This window comes from Metabacillus sp. GQ13, from assembly GCF_059758525.1.
The window spans coordinates 85,965-102,592 of sequence record NZ_JCAXET010000010.1 but is presented as its reverse complement, the minus strand read 5'-3'; the positions used below and the strand labels follow the sequence as shown (position 1 = coordinate 102,592).

The window sequence follows — 16,628 nt, the reverse complement described above, 5'->3', positions numbered from 1 at the left end:
AAAGAATGATATAAAGAGTTGTGAAGAGTCGATTATTAATTAATAATCGACTTTTTTATGTTCATAAATATTAGCTCTATAATTCTTTTTATACCCCCTTATTTGTCTCGTTTTTCACCGAATTAAAGTAAGAATTCTTTTTATGATTTAATTAAAGAAATCTGCAATAGTATTTGCCATTGCCTTTGCTCTTTGTTCCTGAACGGAAGAATTCAACAATGTGGATAGCTCTTGACTGTTAGACATAAAACCTAATTCGACGAGAACAGAAGGCATTGTTGTCCAACGAGTGACAAATAAATTATGATCCCTGGTACCTGTGTTTGGTATTCCGTTTGTGGTTAAGACGGAACCCAATAATGGTGCAATTTTTTCACTCTGAATAGCTGCATTACTAGGTGATGGATCATAAGCAATATTATTACCAGTGTAGCTTATTGACTTAGAACCACTGCCATACTTAATTGTGAATGTTTTATTAGTTGTATTCTCACTAATTAAAGGATAATTTTTTCCGTTATACTTTACATATACATCTTCTATTTCTATGGCTGGCCGATAAGAACTATAGTGAATACTTAAACCTCGTACACTTTTACTTACGTTGGAATCATGGTGAATACTAATGAATAAATCTGCATCTTGCTTATTTGCGAAGGAAGCTCTATCTTCAAGCTCAATAAATTGATCTTTGTTTGGATTTCTTGTGTAAATGATGGTTGCTCCCTTAGATGTTAAATGAGAAGCTAATCGTTTTGTAAAGTCCATGTTTAAGTTTTTCTCGTAAACCTTACCATTAACCGCACCAGGATCAGATCCACCATGTCCAGCATCAAGGACGATTTTTCGGCCAACTAATGGTAATTGATTCGTTAATTGTAGATAGATAGTATCTGGTACGGAGGCAGGACCACCGAGAATTGTAATGTTTTTTATGTTTTTATTTTTAATAACTGTTTTAATTGACGTCGGGGCCCACTTTGAACTCGTAAGTAATAATGGTGCATCACTTTTGGCTGCTAATACTGAACCTGTTAATGCATCAGCAAATGTTAACCCTGTCGCTAAATAAATCTTCTCTGTAGATAAATTTAATTGTGTGATTATATTTGAAGCTACCTCATATCGATCCTTCCCACCAACTCTTTGTTTTCCAGGAAGCTTATCAAAAACTGTTTTACTTACACTTCCTTCTCCTCCAACAACGATTGTATTAAGAATACCCTTTTCAGAAAGAGCTTGAGAAGTTTTTGCAGGAAGCTTATCTTTGTGAGTTAAAAGAATTGGATATTCCCTTTTAGAAGCATAGGGAGAGATAGCTAATGCATCAGCAAAGTTTAATCCTAGAGCAACAATAGCTGTTTGAGTATTACCTAGTTGGCTTGCAATATTATAGGCTACTTCAAATCGATCCTGCCCACCAATTCTAGTTACATTTTGGACACTAAGCGATTTAGCTTCGCTGATTACATTTTCAGAAACACTCCCGGGTCCGCCAATTACAATTATATTCTTAGGTTTTAATCTTTGAATCTCTGATTTTGTTATTGGAGTTAGACGATCTTTGTGAGTTAATAGGATTGGTGCGTTTTGTTTAAATGCCAATGGACCTGCTGCTAGAGCATCAGCATAGGCGTTATAATTTGCAATGACAACTGTTTCAGCAATTGGCCAACCCTCTTTTGAAATGTTAACAGCAACTTCAAATCTATCCTTTCCGGTTATACGATCAGGTGATGTGGCATTTACAGTAGTAGAATTTGCTAAAAAAACAACTAGAAAAATAATGATTAACTGGCTAAACTTTTTCATATAAATACCTCCAATAATAATCTATTAATATATACATATAGTATATAATTGCGATATTCTAAATTACTATAAAAATATTAATATTGTTTAATCCCGAGACTATAACCAGTGTCTGTTTATTAACAAAAACTGAGTTGCAGAATTGATAATAGTTGGAAATGAAAAGATAAATAATATATTATAGAATATGTATAATAGGTATATTTAAGATGCGAAGTAATAGTATAAAAAGAAAAAGGGCTTTGAAACAGTTGTATATCATAAACAAAACAATTGATGAAAACTACTATAAAAAACTATAGTTTTTTTAGGAGGACTCTAAATGGCAATACTTGTAACTGGTGGCGCAGGGTACATTGGTAGTCATACATGTGTTGAACTTTTGAATAATGGTTATGAAGTGATAATAGTTGACAACCTTACAAATAGTAACATAGAGGCAGTCAACCGTGTTAGACAGATAACAGGTAAAAAGATAACATTTTATAAAAGGGATCTTCTAGATAGAGAAGGTTTACACAAAATATTTTCTGAGAATAAGATTGATGCAGTCATTCATTTTGCCGGTCTAAAGGCGGTAGGGGAATCAGTGAAGATTCCGCTTCATTACTACTATAATAACTTAACAGGTACCCTTGTGTTATGCGAGATTATGAAGGAATATGGTGTTAAAACACTTGTGTTTAGTTCATCTGCTACCGTTTATGGTATACCTAAAACAGTACCTATCTCAGAGAATGAACAACTTGGATCAACAAATCCATATGGTAGAACTAAATTAATGATTGAAGAGATTCTTAGAGATCTTTATCTATCAGACGATGAATGGAGTATTGCTCTATTGCGATACTTTAATCCATTCGGTGCTCATCCTAGTGGAAAGATTGGTGAAGATCCAAATGGAATCCCCAATAATTTAATGCCATATGTTACACAAGTAGCTATAGGAAAGTTAAATGAGCTAAGTATTTTTGGAAGAGATTACGAAACAATAGATGGAACTGGTGTGAGAGATTATATTCATGTAGTAGATCTAGCTGAAGGTCATTTAAAAGCACTTGAAAAAGTTATGTCCTCTAATAATGTTGATGCTTATAATCTAGGCACTGGAAAAGGATACAGTGTATTAGAAATGGTTAAAGCTTTTGAAAAAGTATCTGGAAGAAAAGTCCCATATAAATTTGCGGATCGTAGACCAGGAGATATTGCAAGCTGCTATGCAGATCCTACTAAGGCTAAAAGTGAACTTGGATGGGTTGCAAGGAGAGGGCTCGAGGAAATGTGTACTGATTCATGGAGATGGCAATTAAATAATCCAGATGGTATGAAATAGAAAATGGCTATTTTGCAAATTGTCTTTTAGCTTAAAGTAGAAATAATGATTTTAATTCAAAGTGTAAAACTATATGGAACATTATCCATGTAGTTTTTTTGTGTGAAAAAAGTTTAAAATCAAAGTTAAAGAAAGGATATATTCCCTATAAAGTTCTTAAGAGTGATTGTTTCCATGTTATAATAGTAACTATCCTTAAATCAGCTATGGGTTTAATTGACTATTTTCCTTTAGGAATTGTGTGTTCTAATGGGGAAAGTTTATAGCTACTTAGGGATCTTTATTTCGCATGTTCAATCATAAATTTGATAGGGAGTGGAAAATAATAAAATTTTTAATGCAATTCATATTAATCCTATTTAAGTTACTTATTCTATCCTATTATTTAACCGGTCACTTCCAAGGTAATATGATAATACGAGAATTACCTTTCTTATTATTTGGATTGACTCTAATAATGCTTTTGTTTAAAAGGTATAACGTGACTGCACTTTTTGTTTATCAAATTTTAATTTCTATGTTGTTTTTAACCTTTGCTGTATATGTTAGGTATTTTGGGACATTGCCAACATATTATGATCTATTCCAAATTAATCAAGTAGGTTCAATCTCAGATACTATCTTTTTATTATTAAGTGCGAAGGATTTTATCTATTTTGTACTTGATCTATTCGTCTTAATCGTGTATTTATTACTATTAAAAAGGTCAGAAAAAAGTGAGTCTATTCTATTAAATAAAGTGATTCTGTTTGGGGCATTCATTATTATCATGATTCAATGTTATAGTGCAAGAAATGAATTAATAATTGATCCTTTACAGACGGCTAGTAAAAAGGGAATATTCACCTATGAATCAATTCAAATTTACCAAGATGTACGATCCGAGCTAACTTCGCAAGAAAGAAAAGAGGTTACAAATAAAGAAATAATGGAGTTAAAAGGAATTCAGGAACTCAAGATGTCTGAACGGAAGTACTTTGGAATTGCCAAAGATAAAAATGTCATTGTAGTTCAATTAGAATCTTTTCAAAACTTTCTTATTGGGGAAAAAATTAATGGGGAAGAAATAACACCAAACCTAAACAGTTTAATTATGGAAAGTTTATATTTTTCAAATGTATATCAACAAATTGGAAAAGGGAATACTTCTGATGCAGAATGGTTAAGTAATACTTCATTGTATCCTGCGGGTGATAAACCAAGTTCGAAAGTATACGAAAATAAAATTGTTCCATCTCTACCACGTATACTTAATAATAAAAATTATGTCACATCAACTTTTCATGCTGATAAAATAGCTTATTGGAATAGGGTAAAGCTATATCCTGCCTTAGGTTTTCTTGAATCATATGATATAGATTACTTTGGGAATGAAGATATCGTAGGAATTGGCCCGTCTGATGAAGTACTCTATAAAAAAACGATTAATAAACTTAAACAATATGAAAAAAACAATCAAAAATTTTACTCTCAGGTGATTAGTTTAACTAGTCATACTCCCTTTGAAATGCCTGCAAGTAAAACCTTACTAGAATTACCTCCAGAATATAAAGGGACACATACAGGTAATTACCTTGTTTCATCTCATTATTCAGATTATGCCTTAGGGGAATTTATTAAGGGGTTAAAGAATGAAGGGTTATGGGAGGATACGTTATTTGTCGTGTACGGTGATCATTCTGGATACCACCCTAGAACGTCTGATACAGATGAACAACACTTATTTAAAGAATTAATGGGTAGAAGATATAATCTTATTGATCGATATAATATTCCTTTAATAATAAAAGCACCAAATGGACCAAATGGAGAAATTGACCATTTAGGAGGGCAAATTGATATTATGCCAACAATTACTAATTTACTGGGGGTTTCTTTAGAGAAGCAAGTTCACTTTGGTCAAGATTTAGTGAACTATGAAGAAAATCTGTTAGGTATGAGGTATTACCAACCAACAGGTAGCTATTTTTACGGAGATATTTTGCTAATCAATAATACTGATAAGGAAAATAGGAAAGTTTATAGCCTTCCAGAGAAAAAACTTATCCTAAATGATGAACAATACCTATCAGATAAGGGCGAGTATGAGGATAGATATCAGAATTTACTTAAACTTCTTTCGTTATCTGATTCATACAATCAAAGCTTACCTGAAAATAAGTAAAAAATTAAAATACCATTAATTATAAAAACCCCAAAAGCTGGTTGTATCCACTTTTGGGGTTTTTGTTTATAAGAAGTTTTATATTTCTAAAAAAATATAAATTCTCTATATTAGTTAATAAAGATTTCAATAAAGGGAAATATTCTTGTTAAAAGTACTTTATATAAAAAGGGTTATAAAATATGATCACGAATAGTATGGTGATCCTATTTATTAACAGGAGTGAGTTCAGGAGCAAAAGAATCATATCTTTTTTAAATTTTTAACATAATGGTCGAAACCCTTTTTAAAATTCCCTAATTTATAGAGAATATTTCTCTTAAATAGCACCTTTGATCATATAAATAAAACAACTTGAATAAAGCTATAAGTAACTATACTTTTTCTCTGATTAATAATCCTAATATTTGTTTTACTATATATTAATTTTGATGAGGTGGATCCTATGCAAATAAAGAAAGCAATAATTCCCGCAGCAGGTTTAGGGACGAGGTTTCTACCTGCAACCAAGGCTCAGCCTAAAGAAATGCTTCCTATAGTTGATAAGCCAACAATTCAATACATAATAGAAGAAGCAGTGGCTTCTGGAATAGAAGATATCCTTATAGTTAGTGGTCGTGGTAAGAGGGCAATAGAGGACCACTTTGATAAATCGTATGAGCTTGAGGAAACGCTGGCTCACAAAGAAAAATGGGACGTGTTAGAAGATGTGAAGCGAATATCAGAATTAGCAAATATTCATTATATAAGGCAAAAGGAACCTAAAGGCCTTGGACATGCCATTTACTGTGCACGTCGCTTTATCAATGACGAACCGTTTGCTGTCATGCTAGGTGATGACATTGTTCAATCGGATACAAAGCCATGCTTAAAACAGTTAATTGATGTATTCTATGAGCATAATAGTACAGTGGTAGGTGTGCAAAGAGTATGCGATAAAGATGTATCGAAGTATGGAATTGTAAGTTATGATAAGAAAGAATTGGCAAGAGGTGTCTATCATGTGGATACCATGATGGAGAAACCAAGTCTAGAATTAGCACCTTCAAATAGTGCAATTATGGGCCGTTATATTTTGACGCCTACTATTTTTGAAATATTAGCAAATCTAAAACCAGGCTCAGGTGGCGAAATTCAGCTAACTGATGCATTAAAAATAATTTCCCAAAAAGAGAGAGTTTTAGCTTACCACTTTTCTGGAAGGCGCTATGATGTAGGTGATAAGTTAGGGTATTTAAAAGCAACAATAGATTTTTCGTTGCAGAGAGAAGATTTAAGAGATGAATTACTCACTTATTTAGAATCTACCATTTCAAAGCAAGAACGTATAGGGTATTAGGTATTTTTCGGGAGGGAAAAGCTTGGATATTACTATAGCTGGAACAGGATACGTTGGATTGGTAACTGGAGTTTCATTAGCAGAAATTGGGCACAAAGTTATTTGTTTTGATATTGATAAGGAAAAAATAAAAGCCTTAACGGCTGGAAGGTTACCTATATATGAACCTGATTTAGAGGAACTAATGATTGGTAATCAAAATGAGGGAAGACTTACGTTTACTTCAGAAGCGATGATTGCTTTTGGGCATCCTGAAGTTATCGTCATAGCGGTCGGTACACCTGAAAAGATAGACGGATCAGCAAATTTGTCATATGTAGAAAGAGTTTCAAGGGATATTTCTGCTTTCTTATCGAGAGATAATGTCATAGTGGTGACGAAAAGCACAGTCCCTGTTGGCACGAATAAAAAGATCAAGCAGTGGATAGAAGGAAATTATCAACGCTCAATTAATATAGATATTGTGTCCAATCCAGAATTTTTACGAGAGGGATCAGCAATTTATGATACCTTTAATGGTGATAGAATAATCATTGGTAGTGAACAGAAGGAAGCCGCTAGAAAGATAGAAAAGATGTATGAGCCCTTCCATATTCCTATTGTTCATACTGATGTGGAAAGTGCGGAAATGATAAAATACGCATCAAATGCTTTCTTAGCGACAAAAATAAGTTTCATTAATGAGATAGCAAACATATGTGAAAAGGTTGGGGCGAACATAGAAGATGTTTCAAGAGGGATTGGAATGGACCAACGAATTGGTTCGAAATTTCTCCAAGCGGGAATTGGTTATGGTGGTTCTTGTTTTCCAAAGGATACAAAGGCCCTTGTACAACTTGCTGGTGATGTTAAGCATCGTTTTCAATTATTAGAGGCAGTCATTGAGGTAAATAATAAACAACCTTTATTACTTTTAAGGAAAGCAAAGGAATTAGTTGGTTCCTTTCAAGGAAAACGTGTTGCAATACTTGGTGTAGCATTTAAATCAAACACAGATGATATTAGAGAGGCAGCCTCTTTAGTTTTAATTAAAGAACTAGTGAACGAAGGGGCACAAATAAATATTTATGATCCAGTAGCATTAAATAATGCGAAAAAGGTATTGAATGATACTGTTAGTTATTATGAATCTATTGATCAGGCAATTATGAAAACAGAATTAGTGATTATTGCAACAGAATGGGAGCAAATTGTTAATTACCCACCAATGCAATATAAGGAGCTAATGAGTCATCCGCAAGTCATAGATGGAAGAAATTGTTACTCGTTAAATGAAATGTCCCGTCTAGGCATTACATATGCTTCAGTTGGAAGAGAAACTACTCGTTGATCTCCTAACTAAACATCTAACTTTTATAAAAGCACCACAAGAATCGTAACTTACAGTAAGAAACGATTCTTGTGGTGCTTTGTATTACCTTATTTAATCATTTTAAAAATATATCATTATTTACTGAAGCATTGCCGCCTAAAATCGTATAAGGGTTATTCTTTATATATAATTTAGTTGAATCTGGTAAAGAGTCTGGTCTAGTTAACAATAAAGCACCTTTACTTTTTGCTATCAGGATTGAACCTGTTAGTGCATCTGCAAACGATAATCCTGTTGCAATATAAAGGTGAGTTTGGTCAGTGAAATGTGTTCGATAAATATTTGCTGCTACTTCATATCTGTCTTTTCCACCAATTCTAGTAGCATTAGGAAGTTGTGATGACAGATTTGAACCTACACTCCCTTCTCCTCCAATTATTTCAGAGTTATTAATGGAGTGAGTTTGTAGCAGTTGATGAATAACATTAGGAATTTTATTGTTTTTAACTAAGAGAATAGGGTATCCATTTAGAGATGCATAGGGTGCTATTGCAAGTGCGTCAGCAAATACTAAACCATTTGCAACAATAACCTTTTCCCAATTATTTAATTCCATAGCAATCTTACCTGAAACCTCAAACCTATCTTTACCACCTATCCGTCTAATTTGAATTCCTTCTTTTTGTAATTGTATCTCTACTTGTTTTGATACACTCCCTTCTCCACCAATTATCACAACTTTTTTTGCGTCTAACCGCTTTATCTCATTAAGTGTGCGATTGTTAATTTCTTCTTTCTGCGTTAACAATATAGGTGAATTATATTTAAAAGCAAGGGGAGAGGCAGAGAGTGCGTCAGCAAATGCTAAGTAGTTCGAAATAAAGACTGTATCAGCTGATATCCATGTTTCTTTTGAAACGTTAACTGCAACGTCAAATCGATCATTACCATCTATACGTTCAGGTAAGTTTGGAGCTTGGACAAGTCCAAATCCATAAAGGGGGTCTCTCCCCTTTGTTCCAAGATCTAAAGCTTGAGAAGTAAGAAGCTGACGTAATTTGCTCGATTCGAGCGTTGGATATGCTTCTTTTAATAGTGCCATTGTACCTGAGACAAAACCTGCAGCCATTGATGTCCCATTCTTTTTAACGTAACTGTTAGTAGGAATGGTACTATATATGTTTTCTCCTGGAGCTACTATTTCAATCTCATCTCCTGTAGCTGAAAAGCTTGATCTTGTTAACATTTCATTTACCGAACCAACCCCAATGACAGAAGGATATTTGGCAGGATAATTTATCGTGTTACCTAAACCGTTCGGTTCACCAGTGTTTCCCACTGCAGCTACAACAATGATTCCCTTCGATTCCGCTCTCTTCAGCATTGCTTGTAGTACATTCGAATGATCAATAGAACCTAGACTTAAATTGATAATATTTACATTTGAATTAATAGCCCAATCTACTCCAGCCGCTAGATCTGAAAGATATCCGTCACCATTTTGATCTAACACCTTGACGCCATAAAGGAATGAATCAGGTGCAATGCCTACTGTCCCATAATTATTGTCTTTTGCTGCGATGATTCCTGCTATATGAGTTCCGTGCCCATTGTCATCTTTATAGGACGTTGTATATGATACGAATGATTTACCGCCTGCTATAGCCAGGTCAGGATGAGAGGAAATTCCAGTATCAACAACCGCTATTTTAATATTGTTACCGGAATAATTTAAAGGGGTATTGTGGGGTGGTAATATCTTCTGGGTTCCCCAACTTATTCTTTGATCAAGGGATTCAATTTTTTGTTCCTTTTCAACTGAGTAAACAGTTGGTTCTTTAAGTAAGGAAGGAATCAATTCCTTTGGTAATCTTACTTTAGCTGCGGAAATACTTTCAAATTTCTCTAAAACTTCACCATTGAATCTTTCAATTACCTCTGAATTAATACTATCATTAAATAAAACTAGAAAATTAGTTGTAGTAGTGTTAGATGCGAATGTAAAGGTACTATGAGTTGGAAAAAAACAGAGTACAATTAATAGAATAATAATCTTTTTTATGGTAGTTCATCCTTTCGGTACAATAATTATAGTTTAGTATAGTCAGATATCATTTCATTATATATAGATAGAGTTAAAAGTAGTAGTTAATTTTACATGTTAAGTTAAAAAATTTATGTTATCTTAATAAACAGAAGGTATTTTTCGCAAAGATTGTGGTTTCTTGTAAATGATCTTTACACGTAAAAGTTTCTATTTGGAAAAGTAATTAAACAATATCAAAGATAAGAAAGGGAGATGAATATGAATAAATTTGTTGCCGTATGTTCTTTGTTTTTAGTTCTAACTGCTTGTGGTACCCAGGATGATACAACTGAGTCTAAGGGAGTGGAAACAAAAACAGTAGAAGAAACAGAGGTTGAAACAGAATCAACGGATGATAAATTCCAAGTTGCGAGTGGCGCTTATATAGGTGAAATAGACGGTCGTACAATTGAAATTGATACTGAATCAGGTGTAAAAGCATTCTTTATTCCTGATGATGAGCAAAGTGATTTACTAACTACTTTAGATGAAGGATCAGAAGTAAAAGTAGAGTATTTTGAAAATGATGAAGGACGTCTTCAAATAAAAAGTATGGAAAAATTAAATTAGTAACAACAAGAAGGTTTGGCTATCTAGCCAAACCTTTTTAATTTGAGAAAAACTATTTTAATATCCACTAATAAACTGAATAATATACCAATCCAATAAAAATATCTTCCATTTATCAACAATTTCTGCAAAAACCATTTACTAGTAACCTATTTTTTGTTAGATTTAAATAGGTTTAATAGACTTAAAGTACGAGATTAATAATATTATGGAGGTTTGTAATGAATGAGAAATAGGTCATTAGTCACAATTGTGTTAATTTGTACTATCCTAATTATATCACCATTCTTTAGTAATTCAGCAAAAGCATCATCATCAATCTCTGTAAAGTTAGCTAACTATATTGGAAATACATCACAGGTGAATTTTAAGACAACAGGTAATTATAAATTAGCTAATAGTAACGTTAGATTGTCAGGTGATAATCGCTTTGAGGTTGCAAATAACGTTGCTTCAAGTGGTTGGGGTAAATCTAAAACAGTTATTGTTGTAAATAATTTAGCTTTTGCTGATGCATTAGCCGCAACACCGTTAGCATATAAATATGATGCTCCAATATTACTCACAAGATCAGAAAGGCTTACCGCTGAAACTAAGACGAAAATAAAGGAATTAGGTGCTAGTGAAGTCATTATTATTGGAGGTACAGGTAGCGTATCAACAAGTGTTGAAAATGAGCTCAGGTCTTTTATAACAACTGTCGGAAGAATTGGTGGGCAAGATCGATATGAAGTTTCACAATTAATTTCAGAGAAAGTTGGGAATCCAACCAACGCTATTATAGCTAATGGGCTAGCATTTGCTGACTCTTTATCGATCGCTCCTTATGCAGCGATAAAAGGAATTCCAATTATCTTAACAAAAAGTAATGAACTTCCGGATTATACTAAGGCTGCTTTAAAAGGAAAACAAAGTGTTCTGGTTGTTGGTGGAGAAGCTAGCGTCAGTCCAACTGTCTATAATCAACTGGCTGGTTCATCTAGAATTGGTGGAAAGGACAGATATGAAGTATCTGCAAATGTGATCCGAAAGCTTAATTTACCAGCAAGTTCAGCATTTATTTCAACTGGTTTAACATTTGCTGATGCATTAACAGGTTCCGTTCTTGCGGCTAAACAGAACTCGCCGTTATTGCTAACAAGACCAGATCGTTTACCCGATCAGATTGCGAATGTGATTAATGATAAAGGAACATCAACTTTTACTATTCTAGGTGGTCCGGCATCAGTTAGTGAAAAAGTCGTAAACAGTTTGCCTAATGAGGTGAATTTGACGTCAGGTACAAACTATGTGGTGAAAGTTTTAGATGGTAGAATCAACCTCTACAAAGGGAATGAAAAAATTAAGGACTTTGGGAGCTCAAGTTTTACACTTGTCCCTTCAGCCTATAACTCAAGCAATACAATTACTATTAATAGTAATGTAAAGTATCTAGGTAAAATGGAGTTTATCATTGAAAGTAATGTAAATGTGAGACCAATAAATAGGGATATACCATTTGAAGATTACCTAAAAGGTGTTGTTCCAATGGAAATGCCAGCAAGCTGGAATATAGAGGCTTTAAAGGCGCAAACAGTTGCTGCGAGAACATATTCAATTGATGATTTAGGGAAATCTGTTTTAGATACTCAAGCTTATCAAGTGTATGGTGGCTACAATTGGCATTCCAATTCAAATCGTGCAGTTGACGAGACGAAAGGGAAGGTTCTTAAATCAAATGGAAAATTAATATCTGCTGTCTTCTCAGCTAGTAACGGTGGATATACAGAGTCTAACGCTAATGCTTGGAACTCTACACAAGTTTCTTACTTACAAGCAAAGGAAGATAAATTCGATAATAATTATATTTGGGATTATTCGATTAAAAAAACACAGCTAGAAGCACTTGACCTTTCTCATCCTGCTAATTGGTGGTGGGTTAAGGACGAAACAGAAGCAAGTAAATTAAACGGAATTAAAAAATGGCTAAAAACAAATGTCCATCCAAATACTGATATAAAAATCTCATCAGTTAATGAAGTGAAAATAGACCCTGCTAAGAATTCTAGCGGACGAAGTTTAAGAGGATCGATAAATGTAGACTATTATATGAGAGACCTAGCTAATATCAATAGCCCAAGTAAAGGTTTTATAGTTGAAAGTGGAGAATTGAAGAAATTTAGCCGAACTATATCAGTCTCTATGGAAGAGATTAGAAGTTTACTAGGTACTACTTCTTTGAAAAGTACACTAGTCCATAATGTTACTTATGTGGATACAACTGATCAAATTAAAATAAGTGGTAGTGGTTTTGGTCACGGAGTTGGCTTAAGTCAATATGGAGCAAATAACAGAGCTAAAGAAGGTCAAAACTATATAGAGATATTGTCATTTTACTATCCGGGAACACAACTAGTAAATTATTAATAAAAAGGGGTCCTTAGACCTCTTTTTATTTTGCGTAATAGTACAGACGATATACCTATATTTAAATAAATTTTTGAAAATATCTAGGTTTTGGTAAGAAAGTTTGATATATTTGTCGAAAAGATACTTTTGGAGGTACGAAATTTGCGAAAAATATTAATCGCCATGATGACTTTACTTATAGTTTTTAGTCTTATAGGACAAAAGACTTATGCTTCTGGACAAACAGATAGACTTGATGGTAGTGATCGTTTTGAGGTTGCTGTCAATATATCTAAGAAAGGATTCTCCAATGCTGAAACAATTGTAATTGCTAATTCAAATGCATATGCAGATGCATTAGCTTCTGCTCCACTTGCATACCAGTATAATGCACCTATTTTGCTTAGTCGAGAAGATCATCTAACCGATCCAACAAGAAACAGAATAAAGGAACTCGACCCTAAACGTGTAATTGTTGTCGGTGGAACAGGTAGTATCAAAGAATCTGTTCTTAAAGAGATTCGTAATCTGGGAGTTTCACAAGTTGATAGAATAGCAGGAAAAGACCGCTATGAAGTTGCTAGTAAAATTGCATCTTATATTAAACCTAATTCAAAGGCAATTGTAACATATAGTTTAACGTTTGCAGATTCCTTATCAATTGCCCCTTTCGCTGCTAGAAATGGAATACCAATACTCCTTACAGATAAGACAAAACTACCACAAGAAACAAAAAATGCCTTGTCTTCTAGAAAGGTAAGTGAATCTATTGTAATTGGTGGAGAAGGAAGTATCGGTAATATTGTAATGAATCAATTACCTGGAGCATGGAGAATAGGTGGTAGTGATCGTTATGAGGTTGCTGCAAATATAGCCAAGAAAATGCCTTATACTTCACAGAAAGCGTATATTGCAACAGGTTTAACATTTGCAGATGCCTTAACAGGTTCGGTCTTAGCTGCAAAGGAAAATGCACCAATGTTATTGACTAGAACAGATCGTATACCAGATCCAATTAACTCTCTTATAAGAGACAAGGGATATGACTCCTTTACCATTTTAGGTGGATTAGGCTCAGTTCAACAAAGGGTTGCATCAAAACTCTCAGGTCCTCTTGCAGGACTTAAAATTGTCGTAGATGCCGGTCATGGAGGAACAGATCCTGGCGCTGTTGGCAATGGAATAAAAGAGAAAGATATTGTATTAGATATTACAAAGAGAGTTAGTAGTAAAATTGATAATGCTGGTGGAGAACCAATTTTACCGAGAACAACTGACACATATGTTGAATTAAAGGATCGAGTAGCAAATGCAAAAAATGAAGGTGCAGATGCATTTGTTAGTATTCACATAAATTCATTCTCAAGCTCTGCACCTAATGGAACTGAAACGTATTGGAATGCGCAATATTCAGGCCCAGAAAGTAAGGAACTTGCTCAGGATATTCAAAGCCAATTAATAGCAAAATTGGGAACCAATGACCGTGGAGTAAAAGAAGCTGGATTCTATGTTATAAAAAACACTCCTATGCCAAGTGTTCTGGTAGAAGTCGCTTTTATATCAAATTCATCTGATGCTGCCAAACTAAAAGATCCAAATTTCAGAGAAAAAGTATCTCAAGCTATTTATAATGGAATAGTTAACTTTTACGAGAGAAGATAAATGTCAGAGTAACAGGTAGGTAATAACTACTTGTTACTTGTTTTATATAGAGGGGAATTAATTGATAAATGAATCACGTATTTAAAATATTTTTATTATTTTCAACCATTTTTATTATTATTTTAACGAATAATAATTCGGTTTCTGCAGATGAAGCATCATCAGAAAGAATATCAGGGAAAGATAGATTTGAAGTAGCTGTGAATATATCAAAGAAATGGCCGAACTCTCAAACGATATTTCTAGCAAATTATAATGCGTTTGCTGATGCGCTTTCTGCCTCGCCTCTTGCATTTAAATACAACTCTCCAATTTTATTAACACATTCAAATAAACTAACTCTAGTAACGAAAAAGGAGATAGTTAGACTTCATGCAAAAGAAGTTGTTTTAGTTGGAGGAGTAGGAAGTATTAATGATACCGTGCTATCAGAACTAAAAGAAATGGGTATTCAGGTAAGGCGCATAGGAGGAAAAGACCGTTTTGAGGTTTCAGCAAATATTGCCAAAGAAATTGGTAATAAAGAAAAAGGTATAGTAGCCCTTGGATTAAATTTTCCTGATGCTTTATCAATCGCCCCTTATGCTGCCATGAATCAAATACCAATATTATTGACAAGGCAGAGATCTATTCCATCTTCCATTAAGGAAGTTGTCACTAAAATGGAATCATTCATTGTTGTAGGTGGTGAAGGAAGTGTTAGTAAAGATGTATATAATCAATTAGCAAATCCAATTAGAATTGGTGGAAAAAATCGCTATGAAGTTTCAGCAAATGTTGTAAGACAATTAAAAATGCCAGTAAATAAAGCTTACATTGCTACAGGTCTCACTTTTGCTGATGCATTAACAGGTTCCGTTTTGGCTGCAAAGGATGGAGCACCGATGCTATTAACAAACTCAACTTCTATACCAAAGGAAATACAAGGGATATATAAACAATACTTGATTGAGAAATTTACTGTATTAGGTGGAACTGCATCAGTTTCAGATAACTTAATGCTATCCATTCAATACCATAAAAAATCAAATTCACCAATTATCTATCTTGTTCCCCATGCCGATGATGAAGTCTTAACATATGGGATTGATATTCGCAATCAACTTACTGAGGGTAGGGAGGTCTATTTAATCTTATTTTCAAGAGGTGACGATTCGGGTGCAAGAGATATAGTGAACGGTGCATATGATGAGGAATCAGCAAAAGCTAGTAAGGTTGGTTCGACGGTCATTTGTTGGCTACATGGTACCATACATGACCCTGAGAAGGAACATTTTATGCATGGCTATATAGATGTTGCTACTTTTGGTGATATAAGGGTAGAAGATTTTTATAAAGCAGGAAAAGCATTAGGAGTTCCAAGAGAACAAATTATATCAGAGGCAATTCCGGAAAAAGAATTTACCGAAGAAAATCTTCAAGCCATTATTAGAAAGTATGTGCAGAGCTTCCCAGATGCAGAGTTTAGGACAATGTCTCCAATTGATGGTCATCTTCCACATGCAAAAATAGGTAGGGCATTAAGTCAAATGGAATCGAATGGTGAAATCAGCTCAAATAAAACAATGTATTTCTTATCTGTATTTACAGACAGAGTCTTAGGGCGAAATATTGCAAATGAGTTTATGATTTTGCTTAACAGTAAATCTGAAGAGGACAACCTAATTCAAGCTGTTAACATTTACAAGAAGTACGATCCGAAAAATGGGTTTTATGCTACAGGATATCACTCAGTATCTAGTCAATTTGAATCCCTATTGAAACATCCGTACGTCCAAGCACATTACTGAAATTCAATTTTCAGTACTTATCTATAGTATGTGATGATCCAGAATAAAACTGTAGTGTATTTATCTCCTTTGAAGGTAAAAACCGGGATTTGGAAATTTGACATGAAAACAAGAGGAAATAGGTTAAAATAATAAATATATAGTGCACTTTACTCATTGTCAAAAAACATCC

10 protein-coding genes are annotated in these 16,628 nt (G+C 33.8%); 8 read left to right on the top strand and 2 right to left on the bottom strand.

Annotated elements, in window-relative coordinates:
- Positions 1 to 147: 147 nt before the first annotated feature.
- The gene (locus tag AC6CHR_RS13910; protein WP_498249543.1) at positions 148 to 1,812 is read right to left on the bottom strand and encodes an N-acetylmuramoyl-L-alanine amidase; all 1,665 of its coding nucleotides are present in this window, start codon (positions 1,810 to 1,812) and stop codon (positions 148 to 150) included.
- A 322-nt stretch (positions 1,813 to 2,134) separates the two neighbouring features.
- On the opposite strand from AC6CHR_RS13910, the gene galE reads away from it, so the two are divergent.
- The 4 genes from galE (at position 2,135) to AC6CHR_RS13890 (ending at position 7,978) form a co-directional block, all read left to right on the top strand.
- The gene (gene galE, locus AC6CHR_RS13905; protein WP_498249541.1) at positions 2,135 to 3,145 is read left to right on the top strand and encodes a UDP-glucose 4-epimerase GalE; all 1,011 of its coding nucleotides are present in this window, start codon (positions 2,135 to 2,137) and stop codon (positions 3,143 to 3,145) included.
- A gap of 337 nt (positions 3,146 to 3,482) precedes the next feature.
- Entirely contained in the window at positions 3,483 to 5,309 is a 1,827-nt protein-coding gene (locus AC6CHR_RS13900) for an LTA synthase family protein (protein ID WP_498249539.1), read from the top strand.
- 445 nt (positions 5,310 to 5,754) lie between these two features.
- Complete coding sequence (gene galU, locus AC6CHR_RS13895; protein ID WP_498249537.1) at positions 5,755 to 6,648, top strand: UTP--glucose-1-phosphate uridylyltransferase GalU; 894 nt, start codon at positions 5,755 to 5,757, stop codon at positions 6,646 to 6,648.
- A gap of 22 nt (positions 6,649 to 6,670) precedes the next feature.
- On the top strand, positions 6,671 to 7,978 hold the full coding sequence (locus AC6CHR_RS13890) for a UDP-glucose dehydrogenase family protein (protein WP_498249535.1): 1,308 nt from the start codon (positions 6,671 to 6,673) through the stop codon (positions 7,976 to 7,978).
- Between the two features lie 97 nt (positions 7,979 to 8,075).
- Here AC6CHR_RS13890 and AC6CHR_RS13885 read toward each other — a convergent pair whose 3' ends face one another.
- Positions 8,076 to 9,818 carry a S8 family serine peptidase gene (locus tag AC6CHR_RS13885; protein WP_498249533.1) on the bottom strand — a complete coding sequence of 581 codons (1,743 nt, stop codon included), beginning with the start codon at positions 9,816 to 9,818 and terminating at the stop codon, positions 8,076 to 8,078.
- A gap of 447 nt (positions 9,819 to 10,265) precedes the next feature.
- Here AC6CHR_RS13885 and AC6CHR_RS13880 point away from each other — a divergent pair, with 447 nt between their 5' ends.
- The 4 genes from AC6CHR_RS13880 to AC6CHR_RS13865 all read left to right on the top strand — a co-directional run bounded on the left by AC6CHR_RS13880 (position 10,266) and on the right by AC6CHR_RS13865 (position 16,456).
- The gene (locus AC6CHR_RS13880) at positions 10,266 to 10,616 is read left to right on the top strand and encodes a LytA/YqiH family protein (RefSeq protein ID WP_498249531.1); all 351 of its coding nucleotides are present in this window, start codon (positions 10,266 to 10,268) and stop codon (positions 10,614 to 10,616) included.
- A 225-nt stretch (positions 10,617 to 10,841) separates the two neighbouring features.
- A complete protein-coding gene (locus tag AC6CHR_RS13875; RefSeq protein ID WP_498249529.1) occupies positions 10,842 to 13,022 on the top strand; it encodes a SpoIID/LytB domain-containing protein in 2,181 nt (726 codons plus the stop codon).
- A gap of 144 nt (positions 13,023 to 13,166) precedes the next feature.
- Positions 13,167 to 14,666 carry an N-acetylmuramoyl-L-alanine amidase gene (locus AC6CHR_RS13870; protein ID WP_498249527.1) on the top strand — a complete coding sequence of 500 codons (1,500 nt, stop codon included), beginning with the start codon at positions 13,167 to 13,169 and terminating at the stop codon, positions 14,664 to 14,666.
- Positions 14,667 to 14,734: 68 nt separating this feature from the next.
- The gene (locus tag AC6CHR_RS13865) at positions 14,735 to 16,456 is read left to right on the top strand and encodes a cell wall-binding repeat-containing protein (protein WP_498249525.1); all 1,722 of its coding nucleotides are present in this window, start codon (positions 14,735 to 14,737) and stop codon (positions 16,454 to 16,456) included.
- The last annotated feature ends 172 nt before the right edge of the window (positions 16,457 to 16,628 follow it).

What these genes read in the sequence shown, in the direction of transcription:
- AC6CHR_RS13910 (WP_498249543.1), bottom strand. Translation starts at nt 1,812, where the DNA reads ATGAAAAAGTTTAGCCAGTTAATCATTATTTTTCTAGTTGTTTTTTTA.
- galE (WP_498249541.1), top strand. Translation starts at nt 2,135, where the DNA reads ATGGCAATACTTGTAACTGGTGGCGCAGGGTACATTGGTAGTCATACA.
- AC6CHR_RS13900 (WP_498249539.1), top strand. Translation starts at nt 3,483, where the DNA reads ATGCAATTCATATTAATCCTATTTAAGTTACTTATTCTATCCTATTAT.
- galU (WP_498249537.1), top strand. Translation starts at nt 5,755, where the DNA reads ATGCAAATAAAGAAAGCAATAATTCCCGCAGCAGGTTTAGGGACGAGG.
- AC6CHR_RS13880 (WP_498249531.1), top strand. Translation starts at nt 10,266, where the DNA reads ATGAATAAATTTGTTGCCGTATGTTCTTTGTTTTTAGTTCTAACTGCT.
- AC6CHR_RS13875 (WP_498249529.1), top strand. Translation starts at nt 10,842, where the DNA reads ATGAGAAATAGGTCATTAGTCACAATTGTGTTAATTTGTACTATCCTA.
- AC6CHR_RS13865 (WP_498249525.1), top strand. Translation starts at nt 14,735, where the DNA reads ATGAATCACGTATTTAAAATATTTTTATTATTTTCAACCATTTTTATT.